Here is a 16,962-nt window from a genome sequence, read left to right on the forward strand (position 1 = left end):
AAAATAGCACTTTTTAAGTAAGTTCTTTATAAAATAACTTTCTATTATATTAAAAATAAGGTTTTATTTTGTTTTCTTTAAAATTTAAAGTTCAAGAATATAGAATTTGTAAGCATTGCTCAGAATTTAATCCTGATAAAGACGCTAAATTTTGTATATTTTGCGGAAAAGAATTATACCATGCTGCAAGACAAAAATTTGATTTTATTTATAGTAAAAATCCTGCTATCATGGTTGCTTTTTTAGCAAAAGTTGCCAAAGTAGATAATAAAATCATTACTCAAGATTTATCTAAATTTATATCTTCTTTGCTTGATAAGATAGAAATGTTTTATACTAAAGAGTATAGTGGCTTTAGAAATACTTATGCAAGTATTTTTGAGTATGAGAAAAGTCAAGGCAGAAGCATTAGTGAGCTTTGCTCTAACATACGCATAAGCAAGAAAGAAGCAGATTTTCTTATATGTTTATTGCTTGATCTAATATATTATAATAAACAAATGAGTGCAAATGAAAACACCTTAATGGAAAATATCATCATAGGACTTGGATTAAACCTCATAAGCTTTAGGGAAATAAAAATAAGATATGAGCAAATTTATAATTTCACACATGAAAACACTCAGCAAAAACAAGAAAAACACCAAGATGAAATAAAAATCACCCTAGAACAAGCCTATGAAATTTTAAATTCTCATCCAAATGATGATTTTGAAAGTATAAAGAAAAATTATAGAAAACTAGCTAAAGAATACCACTATGATAATCTTCATTCTAAAGAGCTTCCACCTGAACTTTTAAAGATAGCTCAAGAGATGATGAAAAAGATCAACCTAGCCTATGAAATCATAAAACAAGCAAGGGGTGAATGATGCTTATTTGCAAACATTGCAATATGAAAAATTTAGATGTAGCTAAATTTTGTAAAGGATGTGGAAGCAATGAACTATACGATCCACAAGCAAAAGAAAAACTAGAAAAAGAAAGACAAAGACAAGAAGAATTAAAAAGATTAGAAGAAGAAAGAAAGAAGAAAATCGAAGAAGAGATAAAAATAGCCCAAGAAGAAAGAGAAAAGAAACTCAAACAAAGAAAAGAATTTATCACAAAACACAAAAGTAAAATCATAGCTAGTGTGATGATTTTGATTTTGATAGCTTTAGTTAGTGTGTATCAGTATTTTTATGGTGGAAAATATAGCCGAATTTACATAAGCGAACTTGAAAGTAAATGCCACAGCGATGAAGCAAGTTGTAAAATACTCCAAGCTATCTACAAAGAAAAATGCGACAAGGGAGATAGTAAAGCTTGCATAAGTGCTTATATACACAAACATAAGGATCTAAGAGCTATCAAAGATAATGATCAATGGAATTTAGTCGATGAAAATAATAAAATTTTAGTTGAAAATGTATTTGATAAGACTTGGATTTTTAAAGAAGGATTAGCAAAAGTTCTGCTAAATGATAAATGGGGTTTTATTGACACAAGTGGAAAAATTGCAATAGAACCTCAATTTGACTATGCATGGGATTTTGACAAAGGATTGGCAATAATCCTATTAAATAAAAAATATGGTTTTGTAGATAAAAATGGGGAAATTGTAATAAAACCTATATTTGACGATGCGTGGGGTTTTAGTGAAGGTTTGGCTAAAGTTCAACTAAATAAAAAATGGGGTTTTATAGATAAAAATGGAAATTTTGTAATAGAACCTCAATTTGATAATGTGGAATATTTTAGAGAAGGTTTGGCTAAAGTTTTGTTAAATAGGAAATGGGGTTTTGCAGATGAAAATGGAAAAATTATAATAGAACCTCAATTTGATAATGCTAGGGATTTTAGTGAAGGTTTGGCAGCGATTAAACTAAATGGTAAGTGGGGATTAGTAGATAAACATGGAAAGATTATAGTAGAGCCTAAATTTGATAGCATTGTGAGATATTATCGTTTTAGTAAAATCAACAAAAATGAGAAATGGGGATTACTAGATAGCTATGGAAAAATTGCTATAAAACCTAAGTTTAATGATGTTACAAATTTTAGTGAAGGTTTAGCCGGTGTTAAACTGAATGATAAATGGGGTTTTATAGATAAAAATGGTAAAGTTGTTATAAAACCTCAATTTGATGATGTGGGATATTTTAGTGAAGGTCTTGTAAGAATTAAACTTAATGATAAATGGGGTTTTATAAATAAAAATGGTAAAGTTGATATAAAACCTAAATTTGATGATGCATGGGGTTTTAGTAAAGGTTTAGCAGAAGTTTTACTAAACGGAAAATGGGTATATATTGACAAAAAAGGTAATATTATATCTAAAGATTAAATAACTTTATAGATTTGTTGAAAGGATAAATAATGAACCCTGAAATTATTAAGCTAGGCAATTTTAAGGAAGGTTTGATAATAATTAGAATGGGAAATAATTATGGTTTTATGAATGAAAAAGATGAGATTGTAATAAAACCTATATTTGATGATATAGATTATTATTAAACCTCCGCTATCTCCACTTTATCCTTTAAAACATATACCAAAAAAGCCTTAGTGGAAGTCTTGGCTAAGATTTTTTCTATGGCTTCTTTGTAAAGTAAAACTTGCTTTTTATGCTCGTTTAAATTTAAACCCGTTTTATAGTCTATAATGATAGCTTCATTATCATCAAATGCAAGCATATCAAGCTGTTTTTGCTCACCTTTATAAGTGATGATTTGCTCTTTTAGTAGCTTTTTACCCGCTAAAAGCGCGTTAAAGCTCTCATCTTTTAAAAGCATAGTAAGTCTTTTAAAAAGCTCATTAAAACTTTCATCATCTAAGTAAAAACGATATTTTTTATACACCATTTGCTTGCAAAATTCAAAATTGCTTTTAGTGTTAAAGTCAAAATATTGCAAAAACTCATGCAAAGCCAAACCAAAGTGTATTTGCGTGCTTGAAAGATGACTTTTTACTTTAACTTCTTGTAAATTTACCTTTTGAAATTCTTCAAAGTTTTCTATTTGTTCTAAATTTTCTAAAGGCTCTTTTGTTTTTGAAAGCTGTTCTTCTATTATGCCTATTTGTTTTTCCTCATAGCCTTGAAAATAGCTCTTAAAGGTTTTAAAACTCTCATCATTTTTTATAATAAAAAGAGAGTTTTTAGCTCTAGTAAGCGCCACATATAGACAATTTATCTCATCTTCTGCTTGAAGTTTTTCTTTTTTAGCTAAAAAGGTATTGTAATTTTGATCTTCAAGATGTTTTCTAGCACTGTGTCGGTATTTTACTTCCCAACCTTGCTCTAAATCATACTCAAACATTAAAGTTTCATTATCCGGAGCTTTTTTACTAAGTCTATCAAGTACGATTAAATTTTCAAATTCAAGCCCCTTAGACTTATGCACGGTCATAATACTTACTCCATCATCTTGAGCTTGTAAAGACTTCAACTCGCATGGAGCAAATAAAAAATCAAAAAAATTATCAAAAGTACTTGCATACTCTAAATATGCGATGAGATTAACATCGCTTAAATCAAGCTTTAAAACATGTACTAAGTATTTTAAAATCTCACTTACACTGCGGTTTAAATCAAGCGTTATAAACTCAAGCTCTTTTTCTAAAATACTACTTGCAAAGTACAAGCTAAACTCATCTTTAAGCACACAAGCCTTTGCATAGTCAAAAAGCACTCTTACGCTAATACAATCCATCAAAGCTACATTGCTTTGCGTATAGGCTTTAATGTCATTTTCTTCAAGAAATTCTTTCATTAAAGTAGCGTCTTTGTTAATCCATACCAAAATGCAAATTTCACTGAGCTTTACGCCTTTTTCTAAAAGCTTTTGGATGATCTTTAAAACTTCTTTGCCACTTGCTTCATGCAAAGAACTTTTTGGTAGGATATGATTTTGCAAAACTTCCACATATCCACCTTCTTTAATGCTTTTTTGCAAAGTAAAGCTAGGATTTAAAAAGCTATCAAAAAATTTATCTTTAAAGACTTCATTTACATAATCAACAATGATCTTTTTACTACGATAATTAGTATCTAAATGCTCTAATTTAATTTGTGGAAAATCTTTTAAAAGCTTATCAAAAAGCTCTTTTTTACCCCCTCTAAAACCATATATACTTTGCTTTTTATCCCCCACATAAAAAAAGCTTCTATTTTTTTTCACTCCCTCGCCTGAAACAAGCTCAGCAATGATGGGTTTTAAAATTTGATACTGCAAAACATTAGTATCTTGAAATTCATCGATTAATAAATGTGAAATATAACCATCAAGTCTAAAATAAATCAAATCTTTATTAGTTTCATCACTAATTAACTCATGAGTTTTTAAAGCTATATCTGAAAAAGTCAGTGCATTTTGCTTGGCATTGTTTTCATTTCTTGCTTCTTTAAAATGCGCCAAAAGCTTTGCAAGCATACTTATACGGTAGTTTTCCATTTGGGTAAAATACTCTTTTGCACTTTGTAAAAACTCTGCTCTTTTTTGTAAAAATTCACTATCGATGACTTTTACAAAATATTTTTTATCTAAATCACAAATAATAGGTTTAGTAAAGAAATCTTCTATGTTTTCAAATTCGAAATTTTTTTGATAGTTTTTATCTGTGCTTAAATTTCTTGCATAAGTTATAAACTCACTTAAGCTTTTTTCTAAAAAAGTTTTATTTGGAAAATGTGCATTTTGTATAGATTTTATCTCACAAGATCTTTCATACAAGCTTTCAAGATTTTGCAAAAAATCACTTTTACTTTTTGTTTGGACAATGTAATAAGCTAAAGCTCTTAATTCTTCTTCGTCTAATTTAGAAATGAAATTTTTATAACTATCTTGACTTTCTATAATGTCAAAATCACTCATAAGACCTAAATTTAAAGCAAAAGAACGAATGATTTGTGAAAAAAAGCTGTCAAAAGTGTAGATATTAAGCTTAGATCTTAAAAACTCATCTTTGTATTTTTCTCTTAAAGCTATAAGCTCATCTTTGCTTTTACCTAGCATTTTCATAAGCTCATTACACTCTGCTTTATTCTCTCCATTTTCAAACACATCAAATTCTAAAAAGGTTTTAAAAACTCTTTCTTTCATTTCGCTTGTAGCTTTATTAGTAAAAGTAAGGGCTAAAATTTCATTAATCTTAGCTCCCATTAAAACCAAAGCTACAAAACGCACACTTAATGCAAAAGTTTTTCCACTTCCTGCACTAGCTTCCAAAGCTAAAAAAGGCTCAAAATGATAACTCAAAGTTTAAACTCCTTTTTATAAAGCATGGTATAAGGGCTGTAAGCATTGTCGTTTTTTTGATTAAAAAATTCTTTTTCCAAAGGTTCTTTAGCAAGTTCATTAAGTAAATCTTTCAGTTCTTGCACGCTCTTGCTTTTAGCATTTTCATGTATGATTTTGATATTTTTAAGATCATAAAAACAAGCTTTTGTATTTAATAAGGCATTTTGATTTTCTAATAAAAACTTATAAAAAGCAAGTTGATAAGACTTTTCATCTGCCTTGCCACTTTTATAATCTATAATCAATCTTTCATTGCCATTATTATCTACTCTATCTAAAAAGCCTATGGCGTGAATTTTCACTCCATTTTCTGCAATAAATTCTTTTCTTGGTGGATTAAATTCGCATTTTTCTACCACATAACCTTGCTTAAAATGCTCATTTTCAAGTGTTTGGAATTCTTTAAATATAGTTTGTATTAAAGCTAAATTTAGCGCATCAACTCGGTATTGTTTAATGCTTTTTACCACTTGCATAAAAACTTCATAATCAAAATGATTTTTAGATTTTTGTGTATAATAAAGTTCTAAAGCCTTATGGATAAAACCCCCCAACTCATTTGCTCTAAGTGTATCGTCTAAAGTCTTTGGCTCTTTTAATCTTAAAACATATTTATAATAATAATCCAAACCATAATGCACAAGAAGATGAAATCTTGAAAAAGAAAGATCGTTTTGAAAATAATCGTGCTTTGCTTTAATACTTACAATAGGCTCAAGATTAAAAGTACATGGATAAGTTTGAAAATATTTCACATAAGCATTATTACTATAAGTCTTGTCTTCATAAAATGGAAGTTCAAGTTCGTTTAAAAATCTTGATTTGATTTTTTCTTCATTTTCCACATAAGAAATTCCAACTAATTTTGCCTTGGCTATTAAAGTATAATAATAATGTCTTTGTAAATTTTCTCTTTGAGCATGAGTGATAAGTCCTGCTTTTTTGCGAATTTCATTATTTAAAAATAACTCGCTTGAAACTCTTTTTGGGATAAATTCATCATTAAAATCGACTATAATCACCCCGTCATATCTAAGTCCCCTACTTTCTAAAAGCCCCATTACAGTAACTTCACCACCACCAACACTGCTTAATTTTATACCATCAATTTGCATGAAAAATAATTCTAAAATTTGCACAAAGCTTAACTCGTGTGTTTTTATAAGCTCTTTGATAAAAATAAGCTCTTGATGTATATAATTTTTTAATTCCTCATCACTATCTTCTAGCAAATTAAAAATAAAATTCTCAAAAAAATCATAAGAAATATTTTCATCAAAAAGATTTTTAAACTCTGTAAAATCAACACTAGAAGAAAAAAAGTGTAAATTACACAAATGTTTGTTTAAATTACACCTTTCATAAAATTCTTCACTTTCTTCATACTCAAACTCATCATCTTTAGCACTTTCATACAAAGACTTTAATCTGTGATAAAAAAGTGTATTTTTAATACTTTCTCCACTTGCATAATTTAAAACATTGTTTTTATCATAAAGTCTTAAAATATCTACAAAATTCTCATCAGGTGTAATCACTACAATATCTTTTGCACTTATACCGGATTTTAAAAAAGAATTAATTTTTTCAAAAACAAAAGCAGCTTGCAAAGATCTTAAATGAAAACTTTTATAACTAATTTTACTTTCTTTAAAAAAGCACTCTTCTTTTAAAATTGTTTTTTGATTTAAATCAAGCAAATAAGCATAATTTGCCTTAAGAGAAAGTCCTTGTAAAAAGCTAAGAGTATTTAAAAAATCTTTATTAAATTTAGTGCAATTAAACTGCACTTTAAGAGGAATTGTTTCCTTAACTTTTAACAAAAGCTCTACTTCAAAGGCATTTAAAAAACCTTGAAAATCAAAAATAATCTCATCATAATTTTTTAAAAAATCGCTATTAATTTCATAATCTAGTGGCAAAGAAATATCATCATATAAATTTTGCTCTTTTAATAAAGTAAGATAATTTTTAAAAAGCTCTTCTAAAATTTGCAAATGCTCATCATATTGAGCATAAGCATCATGAAATTTTAATGAGTTGATATCTTTTTTTTCCAAACTAAGCTCTTTAAAGAAACTAAATAAATAAGCATTGTTTTTTAAGAAAGCAAAAAAATTATTCGGTATTTTTAAACTTTGCTCTAAATTTTTAGTTTGCTCGCAAGCCTTTTTCATCAAAAGCAAACACTCATAATGAGTTGCTTGAAAATGTGGAGAAAAAACTAATTTTTGCATAAATTCAGCTATACTCATAGCCGGTTCTACTAAACTATCAATCTGTAGTTTTTTCTCATAATATTTTCTTAAAGCCCTTAGTGAGCTAAATACAAAAAGCTTCATTATCTAGTTTGTAAAAAGAATTTAAAAAATCCTACACTATTTTCATCTTGAGTGATTTTTAAAAGTATTTGCCAAACACCTTTTTCTTTGATATTAAAATCAAACACCAAATCACTTCCTTCTAATCTTACTTGCAAATTCTCATCATTTACATTTGTATGTGGACGCGAAAGTAAAGTTTGGATTTGAAGCTTACTTAAATCATAATCTTTTAAATTTTCAATTGCAATCCTAAGCTCATTTTGCCCTTCATTGATATAATAAACTTGATTTTTCTTACGCATAAAGCTTTCTTTGTCTTTAATGCTTAGCTTAAAATTTTCATCAAAAGTCTTTTGTCTGTTTTGAATTTCATTATAATTTAACTCTACATTTTGATAAGAATCAAAATAAAAATTATCTTCATACACAGGAGCCTTGCTTGCAATAAAAATCGTAACAATACAAGCTATAACAATAAGCCCCAAAGAAATCAAAATACCATAAGGCCAAAATGTTTTCTTATTTTCCATTTTTATTTTCTCCTTTTGATTTTTCTTTGAACTAGCATTAAAATTGCAACACATAAAAATCCATAGATTAAAATTCTCATGATATTTAAAGTATCACGATTTGAATTTCCATAAAAAGGTTTTATATTAAAATAATTTGCTACTTGATCGGCTATATCTGCATAACCATTTAAAATAGCTGCATTATAAATATCTTTTTGTTTAGGATTTGCAAGTATAGGTAAAATTGTTCCTTTTTCAGGATAAGGACTCAAAACACCTTCTTTATCAAAAAAAGCCAAAGCATCATCGCTTGCAAGTATATCTACCTTATGTGAAGCTTTAGAAAATACAAGTAAAATATATGGTTTACTTAAATTAGCTTCATAATTTTTTAAACTTTCAAAATCTTTTTTATCACTTAATGCTAAAGCGATATTTACTCCAGTTAATTCATAAATTTGTCTAGAACTTGTAGTGATATTTTGTTCTATCGCAGTGTTTAAGATATTATCATTTAATAATATTTCAGCATGTAAAAAATTAGCAAAACAAATAAAAATGGCGGCTAAAAAACCGCCTTTAAATATATTTTTCATCCTATAAAAAGATGATTTGCAGTTAAAACCGACCAAGCAGTGATTCCAGCCGCTACAACTAAACCGGCTATGATTAAATACTCAAGAACTTTTGCCATAATCATTCCTTTATAATGATATGTTCTTCTCTTTTAGAGTCAAACATTTTAATTTGTTCTGCATTTTCTATTTTATAAGGTTTTTGCATAACATCTTGTTGTGTTTTTAGACCCAAAATAGTTAATCCTGCTAAAATCGATAATAATAAAATAGTTGCTATTAACATTCCGCTAACGCCTGAAAGTGAAAATACACATCTGTTTGAATTTTCCATTATTCGCCCCTTGAAAGAGAAATCACATATTCGCCGACCGCTTCTTTTTGAAGCTCATTTAACAAGCCATTGTTAAAATGAGGCATTACACCTATACTACCTGCTTTACCACGATTTAAAACATCTACTACAAATTCTGCACTACCATATTTTGTTAAATCTGGAGCTACTAATTGACCATCAATAGTTCCTTTTCCATCTTCACCATGGCATACTGTACAAGTGACAAATAATTCTTTTCCTTTTGCCACAAGTTGAGGATTTTCAGTTTTTTTAATTGCTGAAATTTCAGAAGCAACATAAGCGGCAATTGCAGGAATATCAGCTTCATCTATACCATTATCTGCTGCACTTAACATCTCACCCATAGGATAATTTAAGCCCTTAGAACCTTTAGTAATTACTTCTATAAGTCCCTCTTCTGAACCCCAAACATTAAGATTTTGAGCTTTTCCATTGATACCATCACCTGTAATACCATGACAAGAAGAGCATTGAACTAAAAAGATATTTTTGCCCATTTCTTGCTTATCTTCATTGTTTAAATTTGCAAATTTTTGTGCAAATTTCTCATTATGCGCTTGCACTTCTTTATTATATTGACCAATTTGAGAATAACTATTTAAAGGATACCCCCAAAGAAAATACCATATACACCATACTATAGCTAAGAAAAATACCACAGCCCAGCCAAGTGGTATAGGATTTTTATATTCACCTATACCATCCCAACTATGTTCGCTTAGCTCACCCTGACTTTTTTCTTCTTTCATACTTTTAAACAATTTTCCTACCACAACAAGCGTAATCAATATGATAAGAATTGCTCCAATAAAAGATAATAAATTAACATTATCTTGTAAGTTCAACCATTGCATTAAGCACTCCTTTTATTTTGCTCTAAAACACGATCGCCAATTTCATCATGTAATGCTAAATCAGCATATTTTTCATAGTTTCTTCTACCTGTTTTTTCAGATCTATACAAATGAAACCAATAAGAATACAAAACTACCACTAAGAATACTACAAGGGCAAAAAAGCCATAAGCTTGCAACTCTCTTATTAGTTCTAAATCCATAATTTTTCCTATTTCAAGCTATTAAGATACGCAATCAAAGCGACAATTTCTCTAATTTCACCTCTAGCAAACGCATCTTTAACATCTTGATTTTTCATTTGATCTACTATAGCTTGGGCTTCTGCTTTAACTTCTGCTTGAGCTTCTTCCCAAGTACCAAGTTTTGTACCATTTTCAACATCATAAGGAACATTGAAAACTTTTTTTACAGTTAGTGCTTCTGCATAAGCTGTTTCTATATTTGCATTATTGCTAAACATATGTTTGTAAGCTGGCATAATAGAACCAGGAACAACTGAAACTGGATCCCACATGTGATTTTCATGCCAATCTGTAGTTCTAAAATTACCTATACGCAATAAATCAGGTCCAGTTCTTTTTGAACCCCATAAAAATGGTCTATCATAAGCATATTCACCGCTAACTGAATACATACCATAACGATCTGTTTCTGATTTAAAAGGACGAATAAGTTGTGAATGACATGCATTGCAACTTTCTTTAATATAAGCATGGCGTCCTGCAAGTTGTAAAACCGTATAAGGCTTTTTACCTTCAATTGGTCTTGCATTTTGAGCAAAATCAGGTAAAACTTCCACAATACCTGCATATGCGATCACTATAAATACTGCCACAGCAAAAAAGAATGGATTTTTTTCTAACCAACTAAACATATTTTTCCTCCTTATGCTGCCATAGGTGAAGCACTTTTTGGCTCTTTATCAAGCACTCTACCCACTGAAATTGATTTATAAATATTATAAACAAACATGAAAAATCCTACTAAGTACAACAAGCCACCTACAGCTCTAATCCAATAATAAGGAATAATAGCTTCAACAGTATCAATGAAAGTATAAAGTAAGTTACCATACTCATCTGTAGCTCTCCACATCATACCTTGAGTAATACCTGCTATCCACATGGAACTAAAGTACAATACTATACCTGTAGTTTGGATCCAAAATTGAGCTTCCATTAGCGATTTACTATATAATTCTCTTTTAAACATTCTAGGCACCATGTGATAAAGCGCAGCCATAGTCATAAAGCCAACCCAACCTAAAGTACCATCATGAACATGCCCTGGAATCCAATCTGTAAAGTGTGCTAATGCATTAACTGATTTAATAGAAAGAATAGGACCTTCCAAAGTTGAGAACATATAGAAAGTTGAAGCTAAAATCATAAATTTGATTAATGGGCTTTCTCTTAATTGACTCCACTCACCTTTCATAGTAAGTAAGATATTAATTGCTGAACCCCAAGAAGGTAAAATAAGAACGATTGAAAAAACTGAACCCATAGTTTGCATCCAATCAGGCACTGTAGAATAAATCAAGTGGTGTCCACCTGCCCATAAATAAACAAACATTAAGCCCCAAAATGCAAATAAAGATAGTTTGTATGAGAAAATTGGTTGTCCACTTTCTTTTGGTAGAAAATAATAAATTTGAGCGATAATACCAACAGTGAATACAAATGCAACTGCATTGTGTCCATACCACCATTGAACTAATGCATCGTTTGTCCCTGCATACATAGAAACACTATGCCACCAATCACCCATTCCACTCACAAAATAAGTAGGCACAGCCATATTGTTAAATAAATAAAGCATTGCTATACCTAGGAAAGTAGCTATATAATACCAAAGTGAAACATATAAAGTTTTTTCACGGCGAATTCCAATAAGCCCAAAAATACTTACACCCCATAAAACCCAAACTAAAACTACCAATATATCAAGTGGCCATTCAAGCTCTGCGTATTCCTTTGAAGTGCTAACACCTGCAAACAAAGTAATAACAGCTATAATCATAGTGATCATGTAAAGCCAAAAATGCAATTTACCAATGAACATTAAAAAACTTGATTCTGCCATACTAACTTTTAGCACACGCTGACCAATGTAATACCAAGTAGCCCAAATTCCTGAGAGCATAAAACCAAAAATTACACCTGAAGTGTGCAATGGTCTAAGTCTTGAAAAAGTACCATACTCACCGGCTAAATAATTTAAATCCGGATAAGCCATCTGAAAGGCAATAAGCGTTCCAATAGCCATACCAATAACACCAAACAATAAGGTAGCAAACATAAAATATTTAGCAACCGTATAGTCATAGTTTAATGCATTTCCTGGGTGCATTTCCTCTCCTTAAGTTTTTTTCTGCAATTATGCGATCTTTATATTATACGATACTTAATATCTTTTTTAGCTTAAACTATGTCTAATTATTTATTATTTATTAATAAATTATCGCGTAAAAACAAAGCCTATATAAGAAAAATACACACCATAACAAAAAATTAAAATATAGGAAATTAAACTAGCTATTTTTTGAAATTTTTCATTTAATGTTTTAGAAAAATACGCAAGAAATATCAATGCTGGTAAAGTTGAAAAACCAAAAACAAGCATAATTAAAGCCGACAAATACACACTTTGCATACTCATTCCAAAGGCTATATAAAAATACACCAAACCACAAGGCATAAAGCCATTTAAAAATCCTAAAAAAAGAGTACTCTTGAAAGATTTTTGTTGAATCAATCTAGAGATGTTTTTTTTAATTACGCATTCAAAAAATAAAGAATTTTCAAAAAAACTTAGAAATTTTCCTTTAAAAATCAAAGCAAGTGCTAATGTTATCATAAAAATTCCAATTATAAAAAACATTATGCCTTTTGAAAATTCACTAAATGAAAGCAAGCTTCCAAAAACTCCAAAAAATATACCCAAGCAAACATAAGCAAAAATTCGAGATAGATGATATGAGAAAATTAAAAGAAAAAAAGGGAGTTTAATTTGCTTTGAAAGCTGAGTATAAGCTAAAACAAAACCTCCACACATTCCATAACAATGCCCAAAACTAGAAAGAAAAGCTATACTTGCTAAAGCAATAAAATCTAAACTCACAAAAGCTCTAAAAATTCTTTAAAAATATACTTGCTCTCATGTGGCCCCGAAGAACTTTCTGGGTGATGTTGCACTGATATAATAGGATAATTTTTATATCTCACACCCTCTACATTATCACCAAACAAATTTCTATGAGTAATAGTTGCGACCTCTGCTATTTCTTCAGGAATATTATAATTATGATTTTGTGCTGTAATTTCTACTGTGTTATTAGTAAGATTAATAACAGGATGATTTGCTCCATGTTGGCCGAATTTCATTTTATAAGTTTCATAACCAAAAGCATTACTTAAAAGTTGATGTCCCAAACAAATACCAAGCATAGGAATTTTAGCTTCTGCTAGTTTTTTAATCTCTGCGATTTCATCTTTTAAAATTTTTGGCTCACCTGGTCCATTTGATAAAAATACACCATGAATTTTACCTTTTTGATATAAATCAATCAAATCTTTTGCCTTGGTATTATAAGGAAAAACCTCCACCTCAAGTCCAACACTTACAAGCTCATTTAAAATATTTTCTTTTACACCATAATCAATCACAGCTACTTTTTTACCATTTGCTTTTACATTCTCATAAGCTTTGTTGCTATGATCCCAAGCACCTTTACTATGTTTATAAGAGCTTTTAGTGCTAACCTGTGCTACATAATTTACCTCATCAATTTTAGCACTAGAAAGAAGCATTTTTTTAAGCTCTTCTTTGTCCTTAATTTCAGTAGATATTACCGCTCTCAAATTTCCTTGATCTCTGATCATTTTAACTAAAAATCTAGTATCAATTTCACAAAGCCCTATTTTTTCATGTTTTTTCAAATAAGCACTTAAAGAATCATTGGCTCTAAAATTAGAATAATCTTCATTTAATTCTCTTATAATCATTCCGCTAGCAAATACATTTTTACTTTCATTATCTTCATCATTAATACCAACTATACCAATCTCTGGCATTGAAAATACTACAAACTGACCTGCATATGATGGATCAGAAATAATTTCTTGATAGCCTGTTAAAGAAGTATTAAAAACAAGCTCTCCAAAAAAAGTTCCACTTTGTCCAAAAGCCTTTGCGCTTAAAAAAACATCATTCTCTATATAAATATATGCTTTCATAAAAGTCCCTTTTTTCTAAGCTCTTCTTGATATAGCTTTTCAAATACCAATTCATATTCTTCAGAACCTGGAATAAGTTTTCTTTTATAATTTGAAATTTTTTCATAGACTAAATCTTCTAAATTTTCATACTCTTTTAAATAAGACATAATACTTGAAAAAATGAGATTTTTCACGCGATTTTCTGATACATTGTAGTTTATCAAATCTTCTTCCACTAAATTTTCTAAAATTTTATGAGAAAGATTATTGTATCTATCTTCACTATCAAGCATAAATTTAAACTCATTTGCTAGTTTTTTCTTAATCATCCAAAACATACTTTTTCTATCTATTTGCATAAACTCAATTTCATCTTCTTGGCTTTCTAAAATTTCTTTTGCTTTTTCATCAAGTTTACGCTCATTTAAAACATCTATTTCTATAATTTCTTTTGCTGTTTTTAAAAGTTTTTGACTATCATCTTTAATTTTAACAAAAGAAGAATGCATTAAATCAAGTATTATTTTATTTGCTATATAAGGTATATGAGCTGGTTTGATACGCATTTATTCACCTTTTTATTTTTATTTTGAAATAATACTAAAAAAAAGGTAAAAACTGCTTAAAACTTACTGCGAACTTGCATTTTGATCTAAATTTTTCAAAAGTAGTGTTAAATCGGAAGCTTTTTTTGGATCCATCTTGGCCATAATGGATGAAATTTTTCTAGGATCTAGCGAAAGTAGAATTTTTGAAGCCTCATCCGGTTCCATTTCGCTTAATATACCTGCCACGGCCACATCTTTCATTTTAGCATAAATTTCTGTGATACGCCCCATAGTTTTATCATTAATAACTTGAAGATTTTGTTTAGTCGCTTCTAATATACGCTCATTTTGCTCTTTTAAACTTTTTATTTGCTCTAAACTTGCATTAACATCAGCTTCTTTTTGCTCCAAAGCTTGCATTTTTTCTTTTTGCAAAGCTTCAAAAGAAGCTCTATAAGCCTCTAAACTTTGTCTTGCTTCATCATATTCTCTAATTTGCTCTTGCATTTGCTCTTTTCTTGCTTCAAAATACTGCTCGCAATTTTGCTGTGCATTTACAAAATTTAAGAAAATCAATAAAAATATTATTTTTTTCATCATTTATCCTTATTAAAATGTCTTGTTATAGCAAGTTCATCTATAAATTTTTCTTCTTCTTTTTGTAAAGCTTTTTGGATTTTTTTTAATTCTTCATTTTCTAAAACCTTAATTTTTTCAAATTCCAAATGAGCCTTTTTGTATAAATGTTGATGATGTGCAAGTTCTTTTTTAGTTAGGTCTAATTTTTGTTTAATTCTTTGCTTACCCTCTCTTGCAATCTCTTGCATTTTTAAAGACGATCTTAACAAAGCCACCGAACCTTTATCAGCCAAAGTCAAGCTTTCGCATGTTTTTAAAGCTTCTTTAAATTCTTCTTCACACAACAAAAGCTTTTGTCTTGTTCTAGTCAAATTTGCCTCTGCTTTATCAAGCTGTTGTTTTCTAAGCTTAATCACAGAAGAATATTTGCTTTTCATAAAATGATAGTATCTTCTCTTTCAGGACTTGTGGAGATATAACCTACTCTAACGCCACTTAATTCTTCCAAACGCTTAATGTATTTTTTAGCATTTTCAGGTAGTAAATCATAATCTCTAATCCCTGCAACTTTATCCCAACCTTCCATTACTTCATAAATAGGCTTAGCGTTTTCTAAATCACAAGGTACATAGTCTATTTCTTGTCCTTTATATTCATATGCTTTACAGATTTTAACACTTTCAAAACCATCTAATACATCAAGTTTCATTAATGATAAAGTATCTAAGCCATTTAATCTTGCAGTATATCTTACCGCAACTGCATCAAACCAACCACATCTTCTTTTTCTACCTGTGCTTACTCCGATTTCTTTACCAATAAGTCCTATTTTTTCACCATCTTCACCTAAATCTTCACTTGGAAAAGCTCCATTTCCCACTCTTGTTGTGTAAGCTTTTACTATGCCTATAACTTTTCCAATTTCTTTTGGATTTAATCCCAAACCACTTAAAGCTCCAGCTGAAATAGTCGTTGAACTAGTTACATAAGGATAAGTTCCATGATCAATATCAAGCATAGAACCTTGCGCGCCTTCTAACAATACTTTTTTATCCTCATCTAAAGCTTTCCAAAGCATTCTTGTAGTATCTGTAATATATGGTGCTAGCACTTCTTTAAAGCGTTTTAAATCTTTTAAAATTTCATCATAACTAGGCATTGCAATACCTAAAACATCAAAATAAGTTTTTTTAAGTTCAAAATCTTTCATTAAATTTTCACAAAGCTTTTCAGGCTCTAGCAATTCCCCTACTCTATGTCCATTACGACTTATTTTATCTTCATAGCTTGGCCCTATGCCTTTGCCTGTTGTTCCTATAGCTTTATCGCCTTTAAGTCTTTCTCTTGCTTGATCAATCAAAGCATGATGATTTAAATTTAAATGAGCTCTATCGCTTATAAATAATCTTCCTTCTAAATTTTCAAATTGAGCCATTTCACTAATTAATACATCAGGATTAACTACAACTCCATTACCTATAACATTAATACATTGCTTATTTAAAACACCTGATGGCATTAAATGTAAAGCATATCTTATACCATCAACCCATATAGTGTGACCTGCATTATGTCCACCTGCACTTCTGCAAACATAATCATAATTTTCACATAGTTTATCAACTATCTTACCCTTACCCTCATCACCCCATTGGATACCAACGACAATATCTGCTTTACTCATAAAAAAACTCCATTTTGACTTAA

The 16,962-nt window shown here is 29.6% G+C and carries 18 protein-coding genes; 3 read left to right on the forward strand and 15 right to left on the reverse strand.

Annotated elements, in window-relative coordinates:
• The first annotated feature begins 68 nt into the window (after positions 1-68).
• Genes L8X33_RS00260 through L8X33_RS00270 form a run of 3 tightly spaced genes read left to right on the forward strand, consistent with a single transcriptional unit; the run spans position 69 to position 2,499 of the window.
• Entirely contained in the window at positions 69-872 is an 804-nt protein-coding gene (locus L8X33_RS00260; RefSeq protein ID WP_263669686.1) for a DnaJ domain-containing protein, read from the forward strand.
• The gene (locus L8X33_RS08745) at positions 872-2,329 is read left to right on the forward strand and encodes a WG repeat-containing protein (RefSeq protein WP_263669687.1); all 1,458 of its coding nucleotides are present in this window, start codon (positions 872-874) and stop codon (positions 2,327-2,329) included. The genes L8X33_RS00260 and L8X33_RS08745 overlap by 1 nt, the downstream gene beginning before the upstream one ends.
• Before the next feature lie 32 nt (positions 2,330-2,361).
• Positions 2,362-2,499: a WG repeat-containing protein gene (locus L8X33_RS00270; RefSeq protein WP_263669688.1), complete on the forward strand. Its 138-nt coding sequence runs from the start codon at positions 2,362-2,364 to the stop codon at positions 2,497-2,499.
• Here the strand turns inward: L8X33_RS00270 and L8X33_RS00275 are convergent.
• The 15 genes from L8X33_RS00275 to L8X33_RS00350 all read right to left on the reverse strand — a co-directional run bounded on the left by L8X33_RS00275 (position 2,496) and on the right by L8X33_RS00350 (position 16,939).
• Positions 2,496-5,240, reverse strand: a complete 2,745-nt coding sequence (locus L8X33_RS00275) for a RecB-like helicase (protein ID WP_263669689.1) — start codon at positions 5,238-5,240, stop codon at positions 2,496-2,498. The genes L8X33_RS00270 and L8X33_RS00275 overlap by 4 nt on opposite strands.
• Positions 5,237-7,624, reverse strand: a complete 2,388-nt coding sequence (locus L8X33_RS00280; RefSeq protein WP_263669690.1) for a PD-(D/E)XK nuclease family protein — start codon at positions 7,622-7,624, stop codon at positions 5,237-5,239. Before L8X33_RS00280 ends, L8X33_RS00275 begins: the two co-directional genes overlap by 4 nt.
• The gene (locus tag L8X33_RS00285; protein ID WP_263669691.1) at positions 7,624-8,136 is read right to left on the reverse strand and encodes a FixH family protein; all 513 of its coding nucleotides are present in this window, start codon (positions 8,134-8,136) and stop codon (positions 7,624-7,626) included. Before L8X33_RS00285 ends, L8X33_RS00280 begins: the two co-directional genes overlap by 1 nt.
• Positions 8,137-8,138: 2 nt before the next feature.
• Positions 8,139-8,714 (reverse strand): hypothetical protein, encoded by a 576-nt coding sequence (locus L8X33_RS00290; RefSeq protein ID WP_261529512.1) that lies wholly within the window; start codon positions 8,712-8,714, stop codon positions 8,139-8,141.
• Between the two features lie 100 nt (positions 8,715-8,814).
• Complete coding sequence (locus tag L8X33_RS00300) at positions 8,815-9,027, reverse strand: DUF4006 family protein (protein ID WP_133319393.1); 213 nt, start codon at positions 9,025-9,027, stop codon at positions 8,815-8,817.
• Entirely contained in the window at positions 9,027-9,905 is an 879-nt protein-coding gene (gene ccoP / locus L8X33_RS00305) for a cytochrome-c oxidase, cbb3-type subunit III (protein WP_263659490.1), read from the reverse strand. Before ccoP ends, L8X33_RS00300 begins: the two co-directional genes overlap by 1 nt.
• A complete protein-coding gene (locus L8X33_RS00310; protein ID WP_133319395.1) occupies positions 9,905-10,108 on the reverse strand; it encodes a cytochrome c oxidase, cbb3-type, CcoQ subunit in 204 nt (67 codons plus the stop codon). The genes ccoP and L8X33_RS00310 overlap by 1 nt, the downstream gene beginning before the upstream one ends.
• A gap of 8 nt (positions 10,109-10,116) precedes the next feature.
• Complete coding sequence (gene ccoO / locus L8X33_RS00315; RefSeq protein WP_087700416.1) at positions 10,117-10,782, reverse strand: cytochrome-c oxidase, cbb3-type subunit II; 666 nt, start codon at positions 10,780-10,782, stop codon at positions 10,117-10,119.
• Positions 10,783-10,793: 11 nt separating this feature from the next.
• Positions 10,794-12,260 (reverse strand): cytochrome-c oxidase, cbb3-type subunit I, encoded by a 1,467-nt coding sequence (gene ccoN, locus L8X33_RS00320; RefSeq protein WP_039617631.1) that lies wholly within the window; start codon positions 12,258-12,260, stop codon positions 10,794-10,796.
• A 108-nt stretch (positions 12,261-12,368) separates the two neighbouring features.
• Positions 12,369-13,031 carry a sulfite exporter TauE/SafE family protein gene (locus L8X33_RS00325; protein ID WP_263669692.1) on the reverse strand — a complete coding sequence of 221 codons (663 nt, stop codon included), beginning with the start codon at positions 13,029-13,031 and terminating at the stop codon, positions 12,369-12,371.
• A complete protein-coding gene (gene carA, locus L8X33_RS00330) occupies positions 13,028-14,146 on the reverse strand; it encodes a glutamine-hydrolyzing carbamoyl-phosphate synthase small subunit (protein ID WP_263661068.1) in 1,119 nt (372 codons plus the stop codon). The genes L8X33_RS00325 and carA overlap by 4 nt, the downstream gene beginning before the upstream one ends.
• The gene (locus tag L8X33_RS00335) at positions 14,143-14,694 is read right to left on the reverse strand and encodes a DUF507 family protein (RefSeq protein ID WP_133319399.1); all 552 of its coding nucleotides are present in this window, start codon (positions 14,692-14,694) and stop codon (positions 14,143-14,145) included. The genes carA and L8X33_RS00335 overlap by 4 nt, the downstream gene beginning before the upstream one ends.
• A gap of 63 nt (positions 14,695-14,757) precedes the next feature.
• Positions 14,758-15,276, reverse strand: coding sequence for a MotE family protein (locus L8X33_RS00340; RefSeq protein WP_165955271.1), 519 nt, complete (start codon positions 15,274-15,276; stop codon positions 14,758-14,760).
• Entirely contained in the window at positions 15,273-15,692 is a 420-nt protein-coding gene (locus L8X33_RS00345) for a flagellar FliJ family protein (RefSeq protein ID WP_133319401.1), read from the reverse strand. The genes L8X33_RS00340 and L8X33_RS00345 overlap by 4 nt, the downstream gene beginning before the upstream one ends.
• The gene (locus L8X33_RS00350; RefSeq protein ID WP_133319402.1) at positions 15,689-16,939 is read right to left on the reverse strand and encodes an adenylosuccinate synthase; all 1,251 of its coding nucleotides are present in this window, start codon (positions 16,937-16,939) and stop codon (positions 15,689-15,691) included. Before L8X33_RS00350 ends, L8X33_RS00345 begins: the two co-directional genes overlap by 4 nt.
• Positions 16,940-16,962: the final 23 nt, after the last annotated feature.

It is taken from the genome of Campylobacter sp. CNRCH_2014_2849 (genome assembly GCF_025772845.1).
Taxonomy (GTDB): domain Bacteria; phylum Campylobacterota; class Campylobacteria; order Campylobacterales; family Campylobacteraceae; genus Campylobacter_D; species Campylobacter_D lari_D.